The sequence below is a fragment of the Pseudomonas putida genome, assembly GCF_002025705.1.
Lineage (GTDB): Bacteria > Pseudomonadota > Gammaproteobacteria > Pseudomonadales > Pseudomonadaceae > Aquipseudomonas > Aquipseudomonas putida_J.
The window spans coordinates 3,092,763-3,114,097 of record NZ_CP018846.1; the positions used below are offsets into that span (position 1 = coordinate 3,092,763).

General features: G+C 64.8%; 22 protein-coding genes and 1 pseudogene. 18 read left to right on the top strand and 5 right to left on the bottom strand.

Going from position 1 to position 21,335, the window contains the following annotated elements:
- Nucleotides 1–109 precede the first annotated feature (109 nt).
- Both BUQ73_RS13910 and BUQ73_RS13915 read right to left on the bottom strand, forming a co-directional pair.
- Nucleotides 110–856: a cache domain-containing protein gene (locus BUQ73_RS13910; protein WP_027918851.1), complete on the bottom strand. Its 747-nt coding sequence runs from the start codon at nt 854–856 to the stop codon at nt 110–112.
- Between the two features lie 42 nt (nt 857–898).
- The gene (locus tag BUQ73_RS13915; protein WP_060484441.1) at nt 899–1,648 is read right to left on the bottom strand and encodes a FadR/GntR family transcriptional regulator; all 750 of its coding nucleotides are present in this window, start codon (nt 1,646–1,648) and stop codon (nt 899–901) included.
- 216 nt (nt 1,649–1,864) lie between these two features.
- Between BUQ73_RS13915 and BUQ73_RS13920 the strand changes: the two genes are divergently transcribed.
- From BUQ73_RS13920 to BUQ73_RS13960, 9 genes are all read left to right on the top strand, one after another.
- Complete coding sequence (locus BUQ73_RS13920; protein WP_079228449.1) at nt 1,865–3,289, top strand: gamma-aminobutyraldehyde dehydrogenase; 1,425 nt, start codon at nt 1,865–1,867, stop codon at nt 3,287–3,289.
- 143 nt (nt 3,290–3,432) lie between these two features.
- Nucleotides 3,433–4,038: a dimethylamine monooxygenase subunit DmmA family protein gene (locus tag BUQ73_RS13925; protein WP_027918848.1), complete on the top strand. Its 606-nt coding sequence runs from the start codon at nt 3,433–3,435 to the stop codon at nt 4,036–4,038.
- Nucleotides 4,035–5,003: a PDR/VanB family oxidoreductase gene (locus BUQ73_RS13930; protein WP_079228450.1), complete on the top strand. Its 969-nt coding sequence runs from the start codon at nt 4,035–4,037 to the stop codon at nt 5,001–5,003. The genes BUQ73_RS13925 and BUQ73_RS13930 overlap by 4 nt, the downstream gene beginning before the upstream one ends.
- A gap of 17 nt (nt 5,004–5,020) precedes the next feature.
- On the top strand, nt 5,021–6,067 hold the full coding sequence (locus BUQ73_RS13935; RefSeq protein ID WP_027918846.1) for a heme-dependent oxidative N-demethylase family protein: 1,047 nt from the start codon (nt 5,021–5,023) through the stop codon (nt 6,065–6,067).
- Between the two features lie 73 nt (nt 6,068–6,140).
- A complete protein-coding gene (locus BUQ73_RS13940) occupies nt 6,141–7,346 on the top strand; it encodes an MFS transporter (protein WP_079228451.1) in 1,206 nt (401 codons plus the stop codon).
- 176 nt (nt 7,347–7,522) lie between these two features.
- Nucleotides 7,523–8,200 carry a histidine phosphatase family protein gene (locus tag BUQ73_RS13945; RefSeq protein WP_079228452.1) on the top strand — a complete coding sequence of 226 codons (678 nt, stop codon included), beginning with the start codon at nt 7,523–7,525 and terminating at the stop codon, nt 8,198–8,200.
- A 2-nt stretch (nt 8,201–8,202) separates the two neighbouring features.
- A complete protein-coding gene (locus BUQ73_RS13950) occupies nt 8,203–9,024 on the top strand; it encodes a phosphatase PAP2 family protein (RefSeq protein ID WP_079228453.1) in 822 nt (273 codons plus the stop codon).
- A gap of 26 nt (nt 9,025–9,050) precedes the next feature.
- On the top strand, nt 9,051–9,713 hold the full coding sequence (locus BUQ73_RS13955) for a class I SAM-dependent methyltransferase (RefSeq protein ID WP_079228454.1): 663 nt from the start codon (nt 9,051–9,053) through the stop codon (nt 9,711–9,713).
- Nucleotides 9,714–9,893: 180 nt separating this feature from the next.
- Complete coding sequence (locus BUQ73_RS13960; protein ID WP_079228455.1) at nt 9,894–10,778, top strand: DMT family transporter; 885 nt, start codon at nt 9,894–9,896, stop codon at nt 10,776–10,778.
- On the opposite strand, the gene BUQ73_RS13965 is transcribed toward BUQ73_RS13960, so the two are convergent.
- Nucleotides 10,775–11,653 carry a hypothetical protein gene (locus tag BUQ73_RS13965; protein ID WP_079228456.1) on the bottom strand — a complete coding sequence of 293 codons (879 nt, stop codon included), beginning with the start codon at nt 11,651–11,653 and terminating at the stop codon, nt 10,775–10,777. The two genes, BUQ73_RS13960 and BUQ73_RS13965, sit on opposite strands and share 4 nt — an antisense overlap.
- 192 nt (nt 11,654–11,845) lie before the next feature.
- Here BUQ73_RS13965 and BUQ73_RS13970 point away from each other — a divergent pair, with 192 nt between their 5' ends.
- From BUQ73_RS13970 to BUQ73_RS28990, 5 genes and pseudogenes are all read left to right on the top strand, one after another.
- Nucleotides 11,846–12,817 (top strand): aliphatic sulfonate ABC transporter substrate-binding protein, encoded by a 972-nt coding sequence (locus BUQ73_RS13970; protein ID WP_079228457.1) that lies wholly within the window; start codon nt 11,846–11,848, stop codon nt 12,815–12,817.
- A 16-nt stretch (nt 12,818–12,833) separates the two neighbouring features.
- Nucleotides 12,834–14,198 carry an LLM class flavin-dependent oxidoreductase gene (locus tag BUQ73_RS13975; protein WP_079228458.1) on the top strand — a complete coding sequence of 455 codons (1,365 nt, stop codon included), beginning with the start codon at nt 12,834–12,836 and terminating at the stop codon, nt 14,196–14,198.
- 132 nt (nt 14,199–14,330) lie between these two features.
- Entirely contained in the window at nt 14,331–15,167 is an 837-nt protein-coding gene (locus BUQ73_RS13980) for a bifunctional allantoicase/(S)-ureidoglycine aminohydrolase (RefSeq protein ID WP_027918838.1), read from the top strand.
- Between the two features lie 91 nt (nt 15,168–15,258).
- Entirely contained in the window at nt 15,259–15,858 is a 600-nt protein-coding gene (locus BUQ73_RS13985) for an START domain-containing protein (protein WP_079228459.1), read from the top strand.
- Nucleotides 15,859–15,868: 10 nt separating this feature from the next.
- A pseudogene (locus BUQ73_RS28990) lies at nt 15,869–15,955 on the top strand (LysR family transcriptional regulator); the annotation flags it as partial.
- A 35-nt stretch (nt 15,956–15,990) separates the two neighbouring features.
- On the opposite strand, the gene sodC reads toward BUQ73_RS28990, so the two are convergent.
- Nucleotides 15,991–16,506 (bottom strand): superoxide dismutase family protein, encoded by a 516-nt coding sequence (gene sodC / locus BUQ73_RS13995; RefSeq protein WP_079228461.1) that lies wholly within the window; start codon nt 16,504–16,506, stop codon nt 15,991–15,993.
- A gap of 127 nt (nt 16,507–16,633) precedes the next feature.
- Here sodC and BUQ73_RS14000 point away from each other — a divergent pair, with 127 nt between their 5' ends.
- The 4 genes from BUQ73_RS14000 to BUQ73_RS14015 all read left to right on the top strand — a co-directional run bounded on the left by BUQ73_RS14000 (nt 16,634) and on the right by BUQ73_RS14015 (nt 20,191).
- Nucleotides 16,634–17,497, top strand: a complete 864-nt coding sequence (locus BUQ73_RS14000) for a LysR substrate-binding domain-containing protein (protein WP_079228462.1) — start codon at nt 16,634–16,636, stop codon at nt 17,495–17,497.
- Between the two features lie 99 nt (nt 17,498–17,596).
- Nucleotides 17,597–18,514, top strand: coding sequence for an AEC family transporter (locus tag BUQ73_RS14005; RefSeq protein WP_079228463.1), 918 nt, complete (start codon nt 17,597–17,599; stop codon nt 18,512–18,514).
- A 48-nt stretch (nt 18,515–18,562) separates the two neighbouring features.
- Nucleotides 18,563–19,174 (top strand): cell wall hydrolase, encoded by a 612-nt coding sequence (locus BUQ73_RS14010; RefSeq protein ID WP_079228464.1) that lies wholly within the window; start codon nt 18,563–18,565, stop codon nt 19,172–19,174.
- Between the two features lie 165 nt (nt 19,175–19,339).
- Nucleotides 19,340–20,191: a CAP domain-containing protein gene (locus BUQ73_RS14015; RefSeq protein ID WP_079228465.1), complete on the top strand. Its 852-nt coding sequence runs from the start codon at nt 19,340–19,342 to the stop codon at nt 20,189–20,191.
- A gap of 115 nt (nt 20,192–20,306) precedes the next feature.
- Here BUQ73_RS14015 and BUQ73_RS14020 read toward each other — a convergent pair whose 3' ends face one another.
- Nucleotides 20,307–21,284, bottom strand: coding sequence for a GlxA family transcriptional regulator (locus BUQ73_RS14020; protein ID WP_079228466.1), 978 nt, complete (start codon nt 21,282–21,284; stop codon nt 20,307–20,309).
- Nucleotides 21,285–21,335 lie beyond the last annotated feature (51 nt).

Genomic DNA, 21,335 nt, shown 5'->3' on the forward strand with positions numbered 1-21,335 from the left:
TTGTGTCTTGGCGAGGGAATAGAATCTGAAGTGAGAGCGGTGAATGGCAAGCCATCAGTATTCCTGTGGGAGCGGGCTTGCCCGCGAAGAGGCCAGAGCAGTCAATCCGTCACTTGCGCCTGAGCACCGGCAACCGCACCAGCGACCACCCCGCCTCGGATTCGGCCAGCGCCAGGCGAATGCCATCGCGCGGCAAGGTGTTCAACAGGGTCTGGGCCAGGTCACCGACCATCCAGTTCGCTGTGTTCGAGGCAATCACCCGCCCGTCCGCCGAGATCAGCACTGCCTCGTGCTCCAGGCGCATCAGGCTGCGCACCAGCAGGCGTTCGACATTGTGCAACGACAGGTCCAGCCCGGCCACGCCGATGAACCGGCCCTGCACCTCGATCGGCATGGTGAAGGTCAGCACATACATGTTGGTGCCGTACAGGTCCACATACGGCCCTTCGACCACACTCTTGCCGGTCTTCATCGGCCGGCTGTACCAGGGCATTTCGGTGTAGTCGTAGTAGTTTTCGCGGCGCCGGTCGAAGTTCGGGCGCAGCGGCAGGGTCTTGCCGCCGTCGGCCAGGTACCACCATTCCAGGTGCATCTCGCGGTCGGCCAGGCCATTGGGCTCGACGATGATGCCGCCGCCACAGCCAAAGGCACCGGTGGTCAGCAACTGCTGGTCGATGGCCGGGCGCAGGGTCGCCAGGTCCTTCGCACTTGGCTGGCGGCCTTCGGCCAATACCCGCTCCCATAACGCTCGGGTTTCTTCCACCAGCTGGCGGACCTGGCCGAAGATGGTCCCCAGGGTGTGGTCCAGCTGCTGGGCACAGGCTGACAGCGGGTCGTTATCGCTCAGGGCAAACATGGCATTACCTCACGCAGGTACAGCTTTGTTGTTATGCACGGCTCAATCCTGCTCGTCGGCCAGCAGCTCCAGCCGCAGGCTGATCAGGCGCTTGATGCCACGGCTGACATGGGCTTCGGCCAAAGCGCCGGCCAGTACTGCATCCCCGGCGACCAACGCTTCGAGAATCGCCCGGTGCTCGTGCTCGACCACGGTCACATCACCACCGCCAGCGGCCTCCATCCACAGCAGCTCGCCGACCTCCGACTGCAGGCGCATTTCCGCGCTGGTCAGGCGCAGCGACTGGGCGGCGGCGGCCACTTCGATATGAAAGCGCGCATCGGCGCGGTGGCGGGCCAGGCGCGAACTGGCCTGGCTGAGGGTTTCAATATGCTGGGCGATGCGCGCCTGCTGCTCCGGCGAGCTGCGCTTGGCGGCCAGGCGCGCCGCCGTACCGGAAATTGCGGTCTGTTCATCGCCCAGGTCACGCAGGTCGGGGCCGCTCATGTCACGCAGGCGTTGCAGCAGCAGCGCCTCGGGCAGCTCCACTGGAGCGCAGACAAAGCTGCCGCCATTGCGCCCGCGGCGGGTCTCGATCAAGCCACGCTGGCGCAGCACCACCAGCGCTTCGCGCAAGGTCACCGTGGCGACGCCCAATTGCAGGGCCAGTTCCGATTCGCTGGGCAGTTGCTGCCCTTCAGCGAACATCCCCAGCTCGATCGCCTCCACCAGGCGGCGTGCCACTTCATCGGTCCGCCCTTCCTGGCGCAACCGGATGAAGGCGGTGTTACGAGCACTATTCAGGGCAGTCATTGCCTCTCCCTATCGAGCATTGCAAGGCTTGGCGCGGGCCTCGGCTAAAAGGTTCAGTTTCGCCTCTTATAGCGAACGGGCCAGCGCCCGATACCGATTGACGAGCCATTCTACCGCCTGGAAGCGGGTTTTCGCAGTGGTTGGCAAACTAAAAATATTAAGATATGGTTTCATAGGTTTAGATTTCTACCAATAAGACCGACCAAGGAATCCGCCATGCAAACCAAACTCTTGATCAACGGCCAGTTGGTCGACGGGCAAGGCAGCCCGTACGCCGTGTACAACCCGTCCGCAGGCACGGTGCTGGTGAATATCGCCGAAGCCAGCGCTGCCCAGGTCGATGCCGCAGTGCAGGCCGCCGACCAGGCTTTCGCCGGCTGGTCGCAGACCGCGCCCAAGGATCGCGCCCAGTTGCTGCTCAAGCTGGCCGACCGCATCGAAGCCGAAGCCGCCAACCTCGCCCGCCTGGAGTCGCAGAACTGCGGCAAGCCTTACCTGGCGGCACTGAATGACGAAATCCCCGCCATTGCCGACGTGTTCCGCTTCTTTGCCGGCGCCAGTCGTTGCCTGTCGGGCTCGGCCGGTGGCGAGTACCTGCCGGGCCACACCTCGATGATCCGCCGCGACCCACTGGGCGTGGTCGCCTCCATCGCGCCGTGGAACTACCCGCTGATGATGGTCGCCTGGAAGCTCGCCCCTGCGCTGGCCGCCGGTAACTGCGTGGTGCTCAAGCCCTCCGAGCAAACCCCGCTGACCGCCCTGGCGCTGGGCGAGATCATGGCCGAGCTGTTCCCCGCCGGCGTGATCAACATCCTGTTCGGCCGCGGCCCGAGCGTTGGCGAGCCACTGGTCAACCACCCCAAGGTGCGCCTGGTGTCACTGACCGGCTCCGTGGCCACCGGTGCACGCATCATCGCCAGCACCGCCAGCAGCGTGAAGCGCACCCACATGGAACTGGGTGGCAAGGCGCCAGTGCTGATCTTCGATGACGCCGATATCGATGCTGCAGTCGAGGGTATCCGTGCGTTCGGCTTCTACAACGCAGGCCAGGACTGCACCGCGGCCTGCCGCCTGTATGTGCAGCAAGGCGTGTACGAGCAGTTTGTCAGCAAGCTGGGCGAGGCCGTGGCCAGCCTGCGCATGGGCCTGCAGGACGACCCGCACACCGAGCTCGGCCCACTGATCACCCGCGAGCACCTTGAGCGAGTCGAAGGGTTCGTCGAACGCGCCAAGGCCCAGCCGCACATCCGCCTGATCACCGGTGGCCAACGGGGTGCAGGCGACGGCTTCTTCTTCGAGCCGACCGTACTGGCCGATGCCCGCCAGGACGACGAGATCGTTCAGCGCGAAGTGTTTGGCCCGGTGGTCAGCATCACCCCGTTTACCGACGAAGCCCAGGCCCTGGCTTACGCCAACGACTCTGACTACGGCCTCGCCTCTTCGGTATGGACCCGCGACGTCGGCCGCGCCAACCGCCTGGCTGCGCGCCTGCAATATGGCTGCACCTGGGTCAACACGCACTTCATGCTGGTCAGCGAAATGCCCCACGGCGGCATGAAGCAGTCGGGCTACGGCAAGGACATGTCCATGTACGGCCTGGAAGACTACACCTGCGTGCGCCATGTGATGTTCAAGCACTGATTGCCGACTTTGGTCATAAAACATATAAAACCATAGGCAATATGGCATGGGTTCTGCTTTCACCCGTGCCCGAGCCTGAAATCAGCCGTCAACGTTACCTTCCGGCACAAGCCGGGGGTATCGGGCTTACGAGGTGTATTACCATGCTTATCACCGGCATCAAAAGCCGCCCGGTCTATGACCAGTTGCGGCCCATGGCAGGCGGCCTGCGCCACCTGATCGCGGGCCAGGGCAGCGGCGGCGCGGCCATGCTGCGCCTGGTCGCGGACATGTCCCCCGCGCAGCGCGCGCACAGCACCCTGCTCTACTCCACCGAGTCGTTCTCCGGTCACGACCACCTACAGGCCCTGCAAGCCGCACAAGCGGCCGGGCTCGAAGTGTTCCCCAGCAACCAGGCGCTGATCGCCGCCCTGCGCGAACGGCTGGGCCAGGCCCACATGGGTACTCGCCTGTACCTCAGTGGCTCGGAAAGCTTCATCGGCACCGCCATGCAGGCCGCCAATGCGGTCGACCTGAACCGCGATGAAGTCCTGCGCGAGCACAGCGGCACCTTGGTCCGCCGTGTGTGGTGCGCACACTGCGACACCTACACCGAAAACGTCACCCAGCGGGTGTTCAGCTGCCCCGGTTGCCAGCTCGACCTGGTGGTGCGCGACCACTATTCCCGCCGTCTGGCTGCCTTCCAGGGCATCAAGGCCGATGGCGAAGTCCCGGGCGAACTGCCAGCAGCCGAGGAACTCGACACATGAACACCCACAACGGCACCCTCAGTGTGCGCGTCGCCCGCATCGAAGCGCTCACCCCGGAAATTACCCGTTTCACCCTGCTCGACCCGGCCGGCAAGCACCTGCCGGCGTTTTCCGGCGGCAGCCACGTGGTGGTGGTCCTCGAAGACGGCGACAAGACCCACCGCAACGCCTACTCGCTAATGAGCTCGCCCTACGACTCCAGCGCCTACCAGATCGCCGTGCGCCGGGTCAGCGAGGGCCGGGGCGGCTCGCGCTACCTGCATAACCAGGTAGCTGAAGGCGACCTGTTGCAGATCCTGCAGCCGGCCAACCTGTTCCCGCTCGCCAAGCATGCCCGCCAGCACGTGTTCATCGCGGGTGGCGTGGGCATTACCCCGGTCTATTCGCAGCTTGAAGAACTGCAGCTCAAGCAGGCCACCTTCGAGCTGCACCTGGCCGTGCGCGGCCCCGAACACACCGCCCTGGGCCTGGAGCTGCAGGCACGTTACGGCGAGCGTGTGCACCTGTACGTGCAAGGCGTCGATGCGCGCATGGACATCCGCCACATCCTCGAAGACCGCCCGCTGGGCAGCCATGTGTATGTCTGCGGCCCGGACAGCATGATCGACGACACCCTCGACAGCGCCCACGCGCTGGGCTGGACCGACAGCCACATTCACTACGAACGCTTCGTCGAACAAGGTTCCAGCGGCCAGCCATTCAGCGTCACCCTGGCGCGCCAGGGCGTCACCCTCGAAGTGCCGGCCGAACAGTCGCTGCTCGAAGCCGCCGAGCAGGCAGGCTACAAGGTGCCTTACCTGTGCCGCGGCGGTGCCTGCGGCTACTGCGAGACCGAAGTACTGGACGTCGATGGCGAGCTCGACCATCGCGATGACTGGCTCAGCGAGGAAGACAAGCTGAGCAAGCGCAAATTCATGCCCTGCGTATCCCGCGCCAACTGCAGCCGCCTGGTCGTAGACCTCTGAGACAGGAAAACAACAACATGACCGTATTCAAGCCGATCGAGACCTACGCCGACGCAGGCCAGGGCCACACCTATAGCAACAGCCGCGAAGCCGTGCTGCGCCTGCCCTTCCCTTATCCGGAAGACCAGTACATGTACTCGATGAATGTCGAGCCACACGTGCCGTTCGGTACTGGCGCGCTGCGCGGGCAGTTCGACATCGACGAACACTACATCTCCGAGTGCCACCACCGTGCGCACACCCTCGACAGCCAGCCGGGCGTGCACTACGCCGCCCTGCCGCACATGATGGAAGCCCAGTGGGACCTGCTGGAGCTGCTGATGGAGTCGTATTCGCGCGACTACCCCGAGCACTTCACCCTGGAGAAGAACGGTAGCCAGTGGCACTGGATCAACCGCCCGCTGCAGATCGACCAGACCTTCACCTTCGGCGACGCCAGCACCCTGCCGATGGAGCCGATGGAGTACATCACCCGCCAGGCCCAGGGCGAGTTCATTCTTCTTGAGGAGCGTGACGACACCCTGGTGATGGGCGCGGGCATGGCCACCCAGCGTGCCGACTACTCGCTGCGTTTCAACCTCGGCATGAGCTTCATGGAGTTCCACGGCCCGGTACCCAAGCTGCATGAAATGGGCATCCTGCAGCGGGCGTTGAAGTTCCTCCTGCGCCTGCGCCCTGGCCACCCGGTGCGCCGCACCAACTGGTCGATCACCGTCAACCCGCGCCTGGAAACCTCTGCCGAAACCCTGCCCGACTGGGCCCCGGAGCGCACCACCGTGACCGCCGAAAACGCCGGCGAACTGGTCAACCTGCGCATCGAGCTGCAACCCCTGCACCGCTTGCCACGCAGCAACGCCGTACTGTTCCCGGTGCGCACCTACCTGGTCAGCCTGCAGGAACTGGCCGAATTCGCCCCGCAATGGGCCAAGCGCATGCACCGGGTTATCCGCGACCTGGACCAGCAACTGGTCGACTACAAGGGCTTCACCCGTTACCGCGATGCCATGGTCAGCTGGCTGTCGCAGTACGACGACGGCACCCCGGTCGACGAAAGCCAGCAGTAATCCGTACCCTGCGCGCGCCAACCAACGGCGCGCGTCTACCCAACGCTGTGCATGCCATTCAGGGGTTACCCCAATGAAAACAATAAAACACTGCTTGCCCGAGAGCTGGAGCCTGGTGTTCTCCGCCGCCGCGTCTGCCTACGGCGTCGGCCTGCTCGGGCTGTGGGCCTTGCCGTTCCTGATCAGCGCCATCATTCACGATTTGCAGCTCAACGAAGCCCAGGCCGGGCTGCTGATGTCGGCCGAGTTCGGCTTCACCATGCTCGCCTCGCTGCTGGTCGCCCCATTCATGGGCCGCGCACCACGGCGCACCCTGGCGCTGGCCGGCACCGTGCTGGCGGTTGCCGCCAACCTGCTCAGCGCCAATATCGACAGCATCTATGCACTGGCGGCGGTACGTTGCGTTGCCGGTATTGGCGCCGGCCTGGCGCTGGCCTGTGGCAATGCCGCCGTGTCCAGCGCCAGGCACCCCGACCGGGTCGCCGGGCATATGAACGTGCTGTCGGTGCTGCTGATGATCGTGGTGATGCTGGGTTACGCCAAGGTCATGGCCAGCCATGGCCTGCACGGTTTGTACTACGCGATGGCAGCGACCATGGCGGTGATGCTGCTGGCCATCCCGGCGATGGCGCAACGCGCGCCGCTTGCCGAGCCTTCATTGCAGGCGCCTGCCGGCAAACATGAGTCGGGCAATATCCTTCTGAGCCTGCCGGCCCTGTGCATGATGCTGGCGATGTTCGTGTTCCAGGCCCGCGACACCATGGGCTGGGCCTTCGTCGAACGGATCGGCACCATGGTCGGCTACAGCGGTGATGAACTGGGCGTGCTGTTGTCGTTCCAGTCGTTCGTCGGCCTGATCGGGCCGTTGATCGCAGCCATGGTCGGCAAGCGCTTCGGCATGAGCACGCCGGTGATCCTGGCGATCCTGCTGACCGGTGCAACCAGCCTCAGCTATGTGCTGGGCGAGCATTCCAAGACCTTGTACACCGCCGGGGTGATGACCATCTGCATCACCTATTTCTACGCGCTCAGCTACCTGACCGGCCTGGCCGCAGCGCTGGACCGCGAAGGCCGTGTGGTAGCGGCAGCCGGCAGCTTCCTCAGCCTCGGGCTGGCGGTGGGCCCGGCGATTTCCGGTGGGTTGATTTCGCTGGGTGGTTTCAGCCTGGCGGCCTGGGGCATTGGGGTAACGGTGGTGCTGACCTTGCTGCTGGTGGCGGTGCCGCTGGCCAGCATTCGGCGCGAGCAAGCACCCTTGCCGGTTGCCGCGACCGCCTGATCACGGTGGCAGCGAGCTTGTCGGGTCACCGCACCGCCGCCGAGTGTCCGACAGGGCACACCCTGTCGGACACTCGGCGGCGGCAGGCAGGGATAAGACAATTTTCACATCCGCTTCACTATCGGGCCACAAACCCGAGGATAAGGTGCTGCCAGCCTTGTCCCCGGAGTGGCCACATGCTGGAAAATGTAATTGCGACACACTCGCGCCTCCCGCGCCCGAAACGCCGGAAACTGCCTGCAGTCTGGCTGCTGGCCGTATTGCTGGCGGTGGCGGCACTCGGCCTCTGGCACGTGTTCAGTACGCATGTCACCAACCTGGGCAGCTCCCAATTGATGAGCGAGAATGGTGTCTACAGCGCATGGAACAGCGGCAATGTGATTGTCCTGGTCCGCCACGCCGAACGCTGCGACCGCTCCAACCATGCCTGCCTTGGCGACCCTGCCGGCATCACCGTGGACGGCAGCCAGGCCGCAGCCGCCGTCGGCGACGGCCTCCGTGGCCTGGGCCTGGCCAATGCCGATATCCTCAGCAGCCCGGAAGTCCGTACCCAGCAGACCGCTTCATTCGTCTTCGGCAAGGCCATCGAAACCCAGGAGTGGCTGGCGCGCTGTGACAGCACCTTTGCCAACGCTGCCCTGGCGCACAAGCGCGATGGTCACAACCTCGTGCTAGTCACCCACAGTGGCTGCATCGACCACCTCGAACGGCAACTGCGCGTAGCAGGCGGCGAACGCGTTGCCGGCTATGCCAGCGCACTGTTCATCAGCAAAGACAGCAACGGCAAGGCACACTTGCTCGGGCAACTCAACGCCAACCAATGGCAGACACTCAACAGCAGCACAGGGAAGTAAGCATGCCCGTTTCTTCACGCACCTCGTTCTACGTCAACAACCTGCTAGTGCCACTGTTGTTGGCAGCGATCGTGTTCCTGCTGTTCGACCTTACCGAACTGGACCGCTGGATCAGCAACCTGCTGCTCGACCCGGTCAGTGGGCAGTTCCCGCTGCTGCATGACCAGCTGTTCGAGAAAGTGACCCACAAATGGCCGCGCATCCTGCCGAACTGGACCGGCGAGGCGGCGATCATTGGCTCGCTGCTGTCGTTCATCTGGCCACGCCTGGCGAACCACCCCGACGCGCTGATCACCCGCGGCCTTAATGCCGCCAGAATCAGCCCTGTACTGCGTTTTACCAGCCGTCATCGCCGTGACTTCCTGTTCGTGGTGGTCGCATTTGCCCTGTGCACCACGGTCATTCACTACCTGAAAAGCCACACCAGTGTGTATTGCCCGGTGGAAACCACCCTCTATGGCGGCCCCGAAGCGCACGTGGAGTGGTACGAGAACTTCCGCTGGTTCAGCAAGGCGGGCGAAGGCCGTTGCTGGCCAGGTGGCCACGCCTCCAGCGGCTTCACCCTGATGGCGTTGTACTTCGTGGCGCTGCGCTACCGCTGGCAGCATGCGCGCAAACTGCTGGTGGCCGTCCTGCTGATCGGTTTCATCTACGGCACCACCCGTGTGCTGCAAGGTTGGCACTACATGTCGCATACCTTCTGGGCCGGGATCTTCGTGTGGCTGACCACCTGGGCTACCGCCCTGGGCTTCTACGGGCGCCAGGCGCTTCAGGCACCGGCACGTGTAAGCGCAGACAAGGCAGCGGTGAATGCCTATGCTTGAGCAGTCCCACTGCTCGGAACAGCAACATGGCCAACCCCGAAGACGCCCTGCTGCACAGCTGGCAGCACAACGCCCAGGCCTGGATAGACGCGGTGCGTGGCGGCGCCATCGAGAGCCGCCAGCAGGTCACCAACCAGGCAGTCCTGCTGGCGGTCCTGGGTCGCCAGCCTGAGCGGGTGCTGGACCTTGGCTGCGGCGAGGGCTGGTTGCTGCGGGCGCTGAGCGACCGCGGCATCGAGGTGACCGGCGTCGATGGCGACGCTGCGCTGGTCGAAGCTGCGCGAGCGGCAGGCTCACCTCAGGTGCACCTGGCCAGCTATGTGCAGCTGGCGGAAGGTAAGGTGAATATCGGCAGCGGCTATGACCTGATCTGCGCCAATTTCGCCCTGCTGCAACAAGACATCATCCCGTTGCTGGTGGCCATGAAGCGGCTGCTGCTACCTGGTGGCGCACTGCTGATCCAGACCTTGCACCCCTGGAGCGTGGCGGGTGGTGACTATCAGGACGGCTGGCGCGAAGAATCGTTTGCCGGGTTTGCCGGCAACTGGCGGCCGATGCCGTGGTACTTCCGGACCTTGGCCAGCTGGCTGAATGCCCTGGACATGGCAGGGTTCAGGTTGCTGAGCCTGCAGGAGCCGCAGCACCCACAGAGCCCGGTGCCGCAGTCGCTGCTGTTGATTGCTGGTTAGCCTGTTCCGGACTCTTCGCGGGTAAACCCGCTCCCACAGATCTTGCAGATCTCAAGTACAGCGAGCACCTGTGGGAGCAGGCTTGCCCGCGAAGAGGCCGGAACGCTAAACATCAATCTTGAAGTCCTTGGCAGCAACCCGCTAGCCTGCGCGTTCCCCTTACTGGATGGACCCTGCCCCATGCAGCCCCGCGATATCGCCGCCTACCTGTTCCTGGCCATCGCCTGGGGCTTTTCTTTCCTGGTGGTACTCAAGGTGGTGCACGCCTTCGGCTGGGTCGGTGCGGTCAGCTTGCGTGCCTTCATCGCCGGCGGCACCCTGGCAATTCTCGCCGCCCTGCTGGGCCGTGCCTTGCGCCTGCGTGCGCTGCTCAAGCCGCTGACGGTCGTCGGCGCCACCACTGTCGCCGGGCAACTGATTGGTCTGTCCTATGCCACCCCGCGCATCGGTACGGCGATGTCGGCCATTCTGATCGCCACCATTCCGCTGTTGTCGATGATCATCGGCCGCCTTTGGGGGCTGGAAAAGATCACCCGGCAGGGGCTGCTTGGGCTACTGCTGGGGGTGGCGGGCATCGTCCTGCTGATAGGCTTCCCGGCGCAGCCGGTCACCGACGAGTTCATCCACGGCTGCCTTGCCTCGGTGTTCGGCTGCCTGTGCGCGGCCTTCGGCAGCAACTACGCCAGCCTGCACCTGCGCGGGCAAGACCCTTGGACCGTCACCGGTGGTGCCTTCCTGGCCGGCGGCCTGCTGACCTTGCCTTTGCTGCTGGTGGTGCCGGTGCCGGCCCTGCCCCAGGCCAGCGACTGGCTGTACCTGTTGATCAGCGGCAGTGTGATGAGCGCTACCACCTACGTGCTGTACTTCGGCCTGGTGGCACGCATTGGCGCGACGCGCGCCATCAGCGTCGAGTTCGTCGTCACCCTGGTTGCCGTGCTGGTCGGCGCGCTGTTTCTCGGTGAAGCCCTGAGCCTGCTGCAGGCCGCGGGCGGCCTGGTGATCCTGCTCGGCTGCCTGTTGGTGCTGGGCCTGCTGCCGGGGCGCAAGCGCCGCCTGCCCAGTTAGCGCTGGGCGGTGGCCTCGTCGGCAGGCGGGGTCAGCTGCAGCACGCGATTGCGCCCGCCCTCGGCGAGCAGGTAGCCGCCTTTGCCATCCGCCACGATCGACTGCGGCGCCTTGAGGAAAGTCAGCACGGTGTGCTGATTACCCTCGGCGTCCACCCGCAGCAGGCGGGCGCGGTGGGTGTTGTCTTCGCTGATCCACAGGCCGCGCTGGTCGCACATCAGGAAGGTGGGATGGCGCAGGCCCTGAACCACCACCGGGTCTTTACCGTCGTCGGACAACGCACGCACGATGCCGGTGCCCTTCTCGGTGTACAGCAGGCGGCCGTCGGCGCAGCGGGTCAGGCCCTCGGTTTCGGTCAGCCCGGAGCGCAGCACGTCGAGCTGGCCGCTGGCCCAGTCATAGCGCATCAGGCGCCCATTGCCCTTGCGGTCTTCGATGGCATACAGATGATCGCCATCGTTCCACAGCCCCTGCACGCTGTCACCGTCGAACAGGTGGGTGAGCTGGCCATCGCGCGCGAGGCTCACCGGCGCGCGGCCGCCTTCCTGGCTGAACACCCAGCCACCTTGTGCCGCGACCATGCCGTCGGGCTTTGACAGGTTGTCGATCAGCACCACACGGTCGCCGCTGGCGGTAATCTTGAGAATGCTGCCTTTGCCGTCGTCCAGCTCGCGGCTGACCAGCAGGCTGCCGTCGGCCTGGGGCAGCAACGAGGCGGCCTTGGCCACGTCGCGGTACAGCACCTCGACACGCCAGCCGCTGGCAGCCTGCACCGGAAAGAACGACTGCCAGGCGAAAAAACCCAGGGTCGCGACCACCAGGCCGGTGGTGGCAGTCAGGGCGATACGGGTGCTGCGCCGGCGCAGGATGGGCATGTACGGGGCTCCTCGAGGTTGGGCCGAATCCTAGCAAGAGGATGTGAAAAATTCGTCAACAGGCGGCTTAAACACAAAAGGATATAAAAAGAACAAAACAATCTAACAAAATGGAATTAAAAAATTGAAAGCCAAACGCCACCTCCTTAGGCTGGGGACACCGTTTCCCACCCCGTTCAAGGAGCGACGCCCATGCCCTTCTCTTCCCTGCGCCGCCTGCTGGTAGGTGGCCTCCTGGCGACTGTCGCCAGCAGCCTGCTACCCTGGTCCAGTGCCTTTGCCGAAGACGCCAAGACCCTGCGCATCGGCTATCAGAAGTTCAACAGCATCAACATCCTCAAAGGCAGCGGCGAGCTGGAAAAAGCCCTGGCTCCTCAAGGCGTGAAAGTCAGCTGGCACGAATTTGCCGCCGGCCCGCAACTGCTCGAAGCGCTGAGTACCGGCGCCATCGACCTGGGCCACGCTGCCGACGCACCATCGGTTTTCGCCCAGGCCGCCGGCAAGCCGGTGGTGTACCTGGCCGCCGAACAACCCTACCCACGCGGCATCGGCCTGGTGGTGCGCGAACAAGACCACCTGACTTCAGTGCAAGACCTCAAAGGCAAGCGCGTGGCCACCGGCCGCGGCTGGAACGCCCAATACCTGCTGGCGGTGGCCCTGGAGCAAGCCGGCCTGAGCTATCAGGACATCACCCCGGCCTATGTCAACAACGCCGCCGATGCCGTCGCCGCCCTGCAATCAGGCAGCGTGCAGGCCGTGACCCTGTGGGACCCGTTCCTCGCTGCGGCCGAAAGCCAGCCGGGCCTGAAGAACCTGCGCGATGGCAGCGGCCTGTCCAACAACCGCACCTTCTACCTGTCCACTGCCGCCTTCGCCGACCAGCACCGCGACCTGCTCAAGACCTTCTTCGGTGAACTGGGCAAGGTCAGCCAGTGGGCCAACGCCAAGCCCGCGGAAGTCGCCGCGCTGCTGGCACCGCAACTGGGCATCAACGCCAACGTGCTGGAAGTGGCCAGCGAGCGGCGCAACTACAACGCCGTGGCCATCACCCCGCAGATTGTCGCCGAGCAGCAGAAACTGGCAGATACCTTCCAGGGCCTGGGCCTGATCCCGCACAAGGTGCAGGTGGCCGATGCGATCTACCCGGCTTCTGTATTGCCGTGACCATGGAGTGAAGGCAATGCCCCGCCACATCCGTTTCAACGCATTCAGCATGAACGCCGCCAGCCACCAGTCCCCGGGGCTGTGGCGCCACCCGCGCAACACCAGCGTGGCGTTCAACCGCCTGGACTACTGGACCGACCTCGCCCGCCTGCTGGAACGCGGGCTGTTCGATGCGCTGTTCATCGCCGACGTGCTGGGTATCTACGACGTCTACCAGGGTGGCCCGCAAGCCGCCCTGCGCGGCGGCGTGCAGGTACCGGTAAACGACCCCCTGCTGCTGGTGCCGGCGATGGCCGGGGTCACCGAGCACCTGGGGTTCGGCGTGACCTTTTCGCTGACCTACGAACACCCTTATCCATTCGCCCGGCGCATGTCCACGCTCGACCACCTGAGCAATGGCCGGGTCGGCTGGAACATCGTCACCGGCTACCTCGACAGCGCCGCGCGCAACCTGGGCCTGGCCCGCCAGCTGGGCCATGACCAGCGCTACGACCTGGCCGAGGAATACCTGGAAGTGCTGTACAAGCTCTGGGAACAGAGTTGGGAAGATGATGCCGTGCAGCTGGAGCGCGAAACCGGCCGTTACATCGAGCCGTCGAAAGTACACGCCATCCGCCATGCCGGCGAACACTTCCAGGTGCCTGGCATGCACCTGTGCCAGCCTTCGCCCCAGCGCACCCCGGTACTGTTCCAGGCCGGCGCCTCGGCGCGTGGCCAGCAGTTCGCCGCCCGGCATGCCGAATGCGTGTTCATCAGTGGCCCGACGCCCACGGTGCTACGCCGCTACGCCGACGGCATCCGCCAGGCCAGCGAGGTGGCCGGGCGAGGCCGTGACGAGGTGCTGATCTATGCCCAGGCGCTACTGATCGTCGCGCCGACCACGCAAGCGGCCCAGGCGCGCTTTGCCGAATACCGCCGCTACGTCGACCTGGACGCCGCCCTCGCCCTGCTTTCGGGCTGGACCGGCATCGACTTCGCCGGCCTCGACCCGGATGCACCCATCGAGTATGTCGAGAACGATGCTGGCCGTGCCGCCCTGGCCGCGTTCACCGCCGCCGACCCAAACCGCCGCTGGACCGTGCGCGAAGCCGCCGAGTTCGTCGGCCTGGGCGGGCGTGGCCCGGTGCTGGTCGGCTCGCCCAGTGAGGTTGCCGACCAGCTTGAACACTGGCTCGACCAGACCGGCATCGATGGTTTCAACCTCACCTACGCCGTGCAACCAGACGACCTGGCCAACGTCGTGGAGCTGCTGGTACCGGAACTGCAGCGCCGCGGCCGCTACCCACTGGCCTACACCGACGGCACCTTGCGGCACAAGCTGTTCGGCCAGGGCGACCGGCTGCCCGAGGCCCATGCAGGGCGCCAGGTTCGCATTCAGTAACTGAATGTCGAGTATTTCAACATTTAATTTGTGGATGAAGCGGGCTGCCCCATATGCTGTCCGCACATCCCCTGCACGCACCGGCCGGTGTGGTCCAAGGCACGGGGAGAGAACAACAAGTCGAGACCGCTCATGTCGAACCACTCCTACTTCGCCCCCCACGGTGGGCACCCAGCTCAGACCGAGCTGCTGACTGACCGTGCCATGTTCACCGAAGCCTATGCCGTCATCCCTAAAGGCGTTATGCGTGACATCGTCACCAGCCACCTGCCGTTCTGGGACAAGATGCGTATGTGGGTCATCGCCCGCCCGCTGACCGGTTTCGCCGAAACCTTCTCGCAGTACATCGTCGAAGTGGCCCCGGAAGGCGGCAGCGAGCGCCCTGAGCTGGACCCGAACGCCGAAGCCGTGGTGTTCATCGTCGAAGGCGAACTGGACATCACCGTCGAAGGCAAGCACCACACCCTGACCCCAGGCGGCTATGCCTTCCTGGCCCCGGGTGCCGAGTGGAGCCTGCGCAACAACAGCAAGGCCAACGTCACCTTCCACTGGCTGCGCAAGCACTACCAGAAAGTCGAAGGCCTGGCCGTACCTGAGTCGTTCGTCACCCACCGCGACAACGCCACCGTCATCGAGATGCCAGGCACCGAAGGCCGCTGGGTCACCACCCGCTTCGTCGACATGGCCGACATGCGTCACGACATGCACGTCAACATCGTCACCTTCCAGCCGGGCGGCGTGATTCCGTTCGCTGAAACCCACGTCATGGAACACGGCCTGTATGTGCTGGAAGGCAAGGCGGTGTACCGCCTGAACCAGGACTGGGTCGAAGTGGAAGCCGGCGACTTCATGTGGCTGCGCGCCTTCTGCCCGCAGGCCTGCTACGCCGGTGGCCCAGGCAAGTTCAGCTACCTGCTGTACAAGGACGTCAACCGTCACGTTCACCTGACCCTCAACCCACAGCGTTGAGTTCAGGCTGATGCCCGAAAGCCCGCCACCTGGCGGGCTTTCTGTTTGCCGCTCATACTGAACAGCCCTGCCCCGTCGCGCGGTACTCACCATGAACCGCTGCCTGATACTTGCCGTAATGCTTGTCTGCACCGCCAGCCTGGCTGCCGACGACTGGAAGATCGCCTACGATCGCGAAGGTATCCGTGTCTACCTGGCCGCGGCAGCTGGTTCGCCCTACCAGCAGTTCCGTGGCGTCAGCACCATGAAAGCCAGCGTGCGTACCCTCACCGACCTGCAGGAGAACCTGCGGGTCGCGTGCAAATGGCTGTACGCCTGCGAGCAGATGCGCTTGCTGGACGTGGATGGCGACAGCACCTGGGTTTACCTGACCACCAACCTGCCGTGGCCGACCCTGCCGCGCGACGTCATTCTCAAGGTCCGCACCGAGCGCCTGGATGACGGCACCCTGGTGCGGCACCTGAGCGCCGAGCCGGGCCGCTTGCCCGAAGAACCAGGGTTGATCCGTGTGCAGCACCTGTCGGGCGAATGGATCATGAAGCCGCTCGGCGAGCGGGAAACCGAGGTGACCTACCAGTTGCAGGCAGACCCTGCCGGGGACGTGCCGGGCTGGCTGGCCAACCGCTTCGTCGTCGACGCCCCGGTGGTGACGCTGCGTACATTGCGTGCGGTAGCCGAGCGCCAGCCCTGAGCAGCCCTACAGCAGTGTCACCCTGGCAGCCCTCGAGCTGGGCGTGACCCAGGCGGCGGTAAGCACGCAGATCAGGCAACTCGAGGGCAACCTCGGGGGGCCAGCTGCTCCACTGCCTGGCCCTGTCGCGCTTTACTGAACCACTCCGCAGGCCACACGGGCGCCGCCACCACCGAGCTTCTCGGGGTGGTCGCTGTGATTGTCGCCACCGGCATGCACCATCAGTGCATGGCCTTTGAAGTCCGTAGCCTTCAGGCGGGGAGCCAATACCGGGTAAGTGGCCTTGCCATCGGCACCGACATACAGTGCCGGCAAATCGCCGCGGTGGCCGCTGTCGTCGTAGGGGCCTTTGTGTGCGTTGGTGGAATCCGGGTCCCAGTGCCCACCCGCCGCGCCCGCCGGTACCGGCTTGCCGTTTTCCTCTGCCGCTGCACAAGAACCCTTCTGGTGAAGGTGGAAACCATGCACGCCCGGCGGCAGGTCCTTGAGGTCTGGGGTAAGCACGGTGCCGTATTTGTTCTGTTCGATGCTGATGGTACCGATCGACTTGCCCGGGCCATCCGCCCCGGCCAGCTTCAGTTCCACCGTCTGCGCGGCCTGGGCGAGACCGGCCGAGGCCAGCAAAGCGGTGAAGACTACTGCTTTCATGTCGTTTCTCCATGGCTTGGGATAGGCGGGTTTCGTACCCACGTGACTTTTGAGACTGCGCAGCTTGCCAGGCATTCCATCCAGCCACAGACTGAAACACTTAACTTGCCGCCCGGAGCCCGTTCGCGTGTCCCTCAAAGCCCTGCGCACCCTGGTGACCATCGCCCGTCACGGCACGTTCGCCCGTGCCGCCGACCTACTCAGCCTTACCCCTTCAGCCGTGAGCCTGCACATCAAGACCCTTGAAGACGAACTGAAGGTCGCGCTGTTCGACCGCAGCCGCCGTCAGGTGGCGCTGACCGAGGCCGGGCAACTGGCAGTGGCGCGGGCCGAGCACATCCTGGCCGCCTACGACGAACTGGCCGATGCCATGGCCAGCGGCCCGAGCCTGCGTGGCCGCTTGCGCCTGGGGGCGATTCACACCGTGCTGGCCCGACGCCTGCCCAAGGCCCTGGTATGGATCAAGGCGCATCACCCGGAACTGCACATCAGCGTCAACTCTGGGATGTCTGCCGAGCTTGCACGGCGCGTCGAAGATGGCGAGCTGGATGCGGCGATCACCACGGAACCGGTCAGCCCCTACCCACAGAGCCTGGGCTTCACGCCCCTGTTCGAAGACCGCTTCTGGGCCATCGCCAGCCCCGACCTGGCAGGCCAGAGCCTGCCGCAGCTGCTGGCCAGCCAGCCATTCCTGCGCTTCGACAAGCGTGCCTGGGCCGGGCGGCAGATCGAGCAGGAACTACGCCGCCAGCATCTGCAGGTCAGCGAACAGATGGAGCTGGACAGCCAGGAGGCGCTGGCACGCATGGCGGTGATGGGCTTGGGGGTGGCGGTCATTCCCATGGCCGATGACGACCTGCAGCGCCTGCCAGCGGCGACCTGCCTGCCATTTGGCGAGCCGCAACTGGTGCGGCGGGTGGTGTTGCTGGAACATGAAAAGAGCCAGCGGCGGCACCTGACTGCTGTCTTGAAGACCGCCATGGAGGCCTGAACGTACAGTTTTTCTCAACAGTCACTGCAGAAATCAACGTTTTTCCCAACCAGTCAGCCACGCTAACCTGTGCCCGTACCCGACCACGGAATCACACCCATGCTCCACCTGTTGCTGACCACCCTGGTACCCATCATCCTGCTGATCGCCCTGGGCACCTTCCTGCGCATCCGTGGTTTTCTCGCCGAGTCGTTCTGGCCTGGTGCCGAACGCCTGAGTTACTACGTGCTGCTGCCCTCGTTGTTCCTGCATGGCCTGGCCACGGCCAACCTCGATGGCGTGCCGGTACTGGGCATGGTCGGCGTATTGATGCTTTCGACCTTGCTGGGTGCCGTACTGCTGGTGCTCTACCAGGGTGCGGTGAACCACGAGGGCGCCGACTTCACCTCGGTGTTCCAGGGCGGCGTGCGCTTCAACAACTACATCGGCGCCACCCTCGCCGCCGGCATCTACGGCAGCGCCGGGATTGCCCTGGCAGCCGTGGCCAACGCCGCCATCGTGCCCTTGGTCAATCTGCTTTGCGTGCTGGTGTTCGCCCGCTTCAGTGCTCGCCACAGCTCGCCGGCGACCGTGTTGCGGGCCATCTTTGCCAACCCGCTGATTGTCGGCTGCGCCGGTGGCCTGTTGCTGCGGGTCACTGGCCTGGGGCTGCCGGCGGGCCTGGAGCCAACGGTCAAAGCGTTGGGCCAGGCCGCCCTGCCCCTGGGCCTGCTGTGCGTGGGTGCCGCCCTCGGCGGCGCCAGGCTCGGCCAGCAAGTGCGGCCACTGCTGGCGGCATCGGCCTTCAAGTTCCTGGTCATGCCACTGACCACCTGGGGCCTGTGTCGCCTGCTTGGGCTGGGAGGCCAGGCGGCGGTAGTGGCAGTGCTGTTCCAGGCCCTGCCGACCGCTTCGTCGTCTTACGTGATGGCGCGGCAGATGGGCGGCAACGCGCCGCTGATGGCCACCATCATCGCCCTGCAGACCGTGTTGGCCGCCGTGACCTTGCCTTTGGTGCTAATGCTTGCGCTGAAGTGAAGCCGCTTGGCTAGACTGTGATTCAGCCCACACTTCGGAAACTCGACCATGCGCCTCTCGTGGATGGTGATCGCCTTGACCTCGACCCTGCTTGCAGGCCCGTTGCATGCCGCCGACAGCGCAAAGGCCGCAGTGGCCGAAGACAAGGCAGAAAAGCTGGAGAAAAAGGTGGTGGAAGATGCCCCACCGCCGAAAAAAACCGAAACCATCACCTCAGGCGAGGTGCAGGCGGTGGACCCGGCAGGCCAGGCGCCGATGGACGACAGCATCACCTGCCTGGCTCGTACCATCTATTGGGAAGCCAAGGGCGCCGATGCCCAGGACATGACCGCGGTGGCCAGCGTGGTGCTCAACCGGCTAGGCCACGATGGCTTCCCCGACACCATTTGCGGCGTGGTCAAGCAGGGTGTGGAGACCAAGGCCTGCCAGTTCTCCTGGTGGTGTGACGGGCGCTCCGACCAGGTCGAGGAAGCGCAGCGCTACGACGTGGCCAAGGAAATCGCGCGCAAGGCATTGAACCAGCAGCTCAAGGACCCGACCGGGGGCGCGCTGTATTTCCATGACCGCAACGTGCACCCGGACTGGGCCAAGGCGTATCGCAAGACGGCCGAAACCCGGCACTTTCTGTTCTACAAGCCGAACCAGGCACTGGCGCGTTGACACGCCACCGCACTTTTCTGGCATTCACCGGTCTACTCCCTCTTTTGCCGCCAGCAAGTCATTGCTGGCATTTCCTTTGCTTTGCACGAGACTGGGCCAAAAGCCTTGCGCTTGTGTAGGATGAGCAGCGCATACCAAGACGCTGCCAGTCACAGGGAGATCCACATGCGCGTCGTGTCAACCGTTGCCGCCTTGTCGCTGGGCCTGGTCATGTCAACCGGAGCCCTGGCCGTCACCGGCGAAGAGGCGCAGCTGATCGATTCGATCAATACCTACCGCAGCCAGGCCCAGCGCTGCGGCGACGAGGTGTCGGTGGAACTGCCGCCGCTCAACAGCGATACGCGCCTGGCACTGTCGCCGGAAGGTACACGCGACCTGCAGCAGGCCATGAGCCGTGCGGCCTACCCGATGGTCAACGTCCAGGCCATCAGTTTGTCTGGCCCGCGTGATGCTAACGCGGCCATGAATGCCATCAAAGAAAGCTTCTGCCAGGTGGTGCTCGACCCGCAGTTCGTCGATATCGGCGTCAGCCAGGAAGGCCGCGACTGGCGCATCGTGCTTGCCCGGCCCCTGCTCAGCGGGCGCCTGGGCGACTGGCAGGCCGAAGGGCAGAAGCTGCTGCAGGCCATCAACAGTGCGCGCAAGGCCCCCCACCAGTGCGGTGGCCAACCATTCCCCGCGGCGCCGGCGTTGAGCTGGAGCACCGCACTGGCGGGCGTGGCGGCGAATCATACGCGGGCGATGGCCAACCAGAACTTCTTCGACCATATCGACAAGGACGGGCGCACGCCGGGCGACCGGGCAGAGCTGGCTGGTTATCTGTATCGGCAGATTGGCGAAAACATCGCCGCCGGCCGTGACACGGCACAGAAGGTGGTGGATGGCTGGCTGGACAGCCCCGGGCACTGCGCCACCCTGATGAACGCAGATTTCCGCGAGATGGGCGCGGCCTATGCGGTGGACCCGAAGAGCGATGCGGGCATCTACTGGACCGGCCTGTTCGGCACGCCACAATGACCCTGTAGGAGCGGCCTTGCGTCGCGAAAGGGCCGCGTAGCGGCCCCAGCGCTATCAGTTGTGACGCTGAAGCCCTGGGGCCGCTACGCGCCCCTTTCGCGACACAAGGCCGCTCCTACAGAGTGTGCGAAGTACTTTTGCGCAACGCCAGCGCCGTGCAGCCAAACCGCCGGCGTACACACTTGCCCAGGTAACTGGCATCCCCCAACCCAACCTCATCGGCGATCTGCGCCAGGCTGTGGCTGGAGTTGAGCAATCGCCAGCGCGCCTGCTGCAGGCGCATTTCCAGCCACCAGGCCTTGGCGCTCATGCCGTGGCTGGCCTGAAACTGACGATCCAGCTGACGCCGGCTGATGCCCAGCTCCGCAGCCAGCTGTTCGATCGACCACTGTGCCCCCAGGTGATGGCGCATCAGCGCCAGCGCACGCTGCACCTGGCGCCCCTGCCCCGCAACAGTTTCCAGCGAACGCAGGGCATGGCGACTGTCACGCGATTCGTCCACCAGCATGTCGGCCAGGCCCTTGAGCGCCCTGGCGCGCCCGCAGGTGCGCGCCAGCAGTTCCACCGCCAGGTCAATGGCTGCCGTGCCGCCGGCGCAGGTGATGCGTGCGCCATCAATGCAGTACAACTGCTCGTGCAGCACTTGCAGGTGCGGGAAGGATGCCCGGAACTCTGCCTCATGGCGCCAGTGCACCACGACCTTGTGGCCGTCCAGCAGCCCGCAGGCGGCCAGCAGGAAGGCGGCGTTGTCGATGGCGACCAGTTTCACCCCCGCCTTGGCCGCACGCTTGAGCATGCGCTTGTAATGGGGCGCCAATGCAGCGGTGGCTTCGGCATTGCGGCTGCCGAACAGCACCAGGTAGTCGTAGTCACCCCATTGCAGCTGTTCGGTAATGGCCTGCACCTGCATCACCGCGCCACTGCTCGACGGTACCGGCTCGCCGCTGAGGCTGGCCAGGGTCCAGCTGCAGTAGCGCTGCTGGCTGTAGTCCTCGTCGTCGGCGCTGAAGCGCAGCTTGTCGAGAAACGCGCCGAACGGCAGCAAGGCGAAATCCGGCAACGGCAGGATCAGCAGGCGGATATCAGGGGTCATTCGAAACAAGTCCAGAAAACACCATTGAATGTCCAGATCATACCCTTCACT

Coding starts and splice junctions, on each gene's coding strand:
- BUQ73_RS13910 (WP_027918851.1), bottom strand. CDS start 856: ATGTTTGCCCTGAGCGATAACGACCCGCTGTCAGCCTGTGCCCAGCAG.
- BUQ73_RS13915 (WP_060484441.1), bottom strand. CDS start 1,648: ATGACTGCCCTGAATAGTGCTCGTAACACCGCCTTCATCCGGTTGCGC.
- BUQ73_RS13920 (WP_079228449.1), top strand. CDS start 1,865: ATGCAAACCAAACTCTTGATCAACGGCCAGTTGGTCGACGGGCAAGGC.
- BUQ73_RS13925 (WP_027918848.1), top strand. CDS start 3,433: ATGCTTATCACCGGCATCAAAAGCCGCCCGGTCTATGACCAGTTGCGG.
- BUQ73_RS13930 (WP_079228450.1), top strand. CDS start 4,035: ATGAACACCCACAACGGCACCCTCAGTGTGCGCGTCGCCCGCATCGAA.
- BUQ73_RS13935 (WP_027918846.1), top strand. CDS start 5,021: ATGACCGTATTCAAGCCGATCGAGACCTACGCCGACGCAGGCCAGGGC.
- BUQ73_RS13940 (WP_079228451.1), top strand. CDS start 6,141: ATGAAAACAATAAAACACTGCTTGCCCGAGAGCTGGAGCCTGGTGTTC.
- BUQ73_RS13945 (WP_079228452.1), top strand. CDS start 7,523: ATGCTGGAAAATGTAATTGCGACACACTCGCGCCTCCCGCGCCCGAAA.
- BUQ73_RS13950 (WP_079228453.1), top strand. CDS start 8,203: ATGCCCGTTTCTTCACGCACCTCGTTCTACGTCAACAACCTGCTAGTG.
- BUQ73_RS13955 (WP_079228454.1), top strand. CDS start 9,051: ATGGCCAACCCCGAAGACGCCCTGCTGCACAGCTGGCAGCACAACGCC.
- BUQ73_RS13960 (WP_079228455.1), top strand. CDS start 9,894: ATGCAGCCCCGCGATATCGCCGCCTACCTGTTCCTGGCCATCGCCTGG.
- BUQ73_RS13965 (WP_079228456.1), bottom strand. CDS start 11,653: ATGCCCATCCTGCGCCGGCGCAGCACCCGTATCGCCCTGACTGCCACC.
- BUQ73_RS13970 (WP_079228457.1), top strand. CDS start 11,846: ATGCCCTTCTCTTCCCTGCGCCGCCTGCTGGTAGGTGGCCTCCTGGCG.
- BUQ73_RS13975 (WP_079228458.1), top strand. CDS start 12,834: ATGCCCCGCCACATCCGTTTCAACGCATTCAGCATGAACGCCGCCAGC.
- BUQ73_RS13980 (WP_027918838.1), top strand. CDS start 14,331: ATGTCGAACCACTCCTACTTCGCCCCCCACGGTGGGCACCCAGCTCAG.
- BUQ73_RS13985 (WP_079228459.1), top strand. CDS start 15,259: ATGAACCGCTGCCTGATACTTGCCGTAATGCTTGTCTGCACCGCCAGC.
- sodC (WP_079228461.1), bottom strand. CDS start 16,506: ATGAAAGCAGTAGTCTTCACCGCTTTGCTGGCCTCGGCCGGTCTCGCC.
- BUQ73_RS14005 (WP_079228463.1), top strand. CDS start 17,597: ATGCTCCACCTGTTGCTGACCACCCTGGTACCCATCATCCTGCTGATC.
- BUQ73_RS14010 (WP_079228464.1), top strand. CDS start 18,563: ATGCGCCTCTCGTGGATGGTGATCGCCTTGACCTCGACCCTGCTTGCA.
- BUQ73_RS14015 (WP_079228465.1), top strand. CDS start 19,340: ATGCGCGTCGTGTCAACCGTTGCCGCCTTGTCGCTGGGCCTGGTCATG.
- BUQ73_RS14020 (WP_079228466.1), bottom strand. CDS start 21,284: ATGACCCCTGATATCCGCCTGCTGATCCTGCCGTTGCCGGATTTCGCC.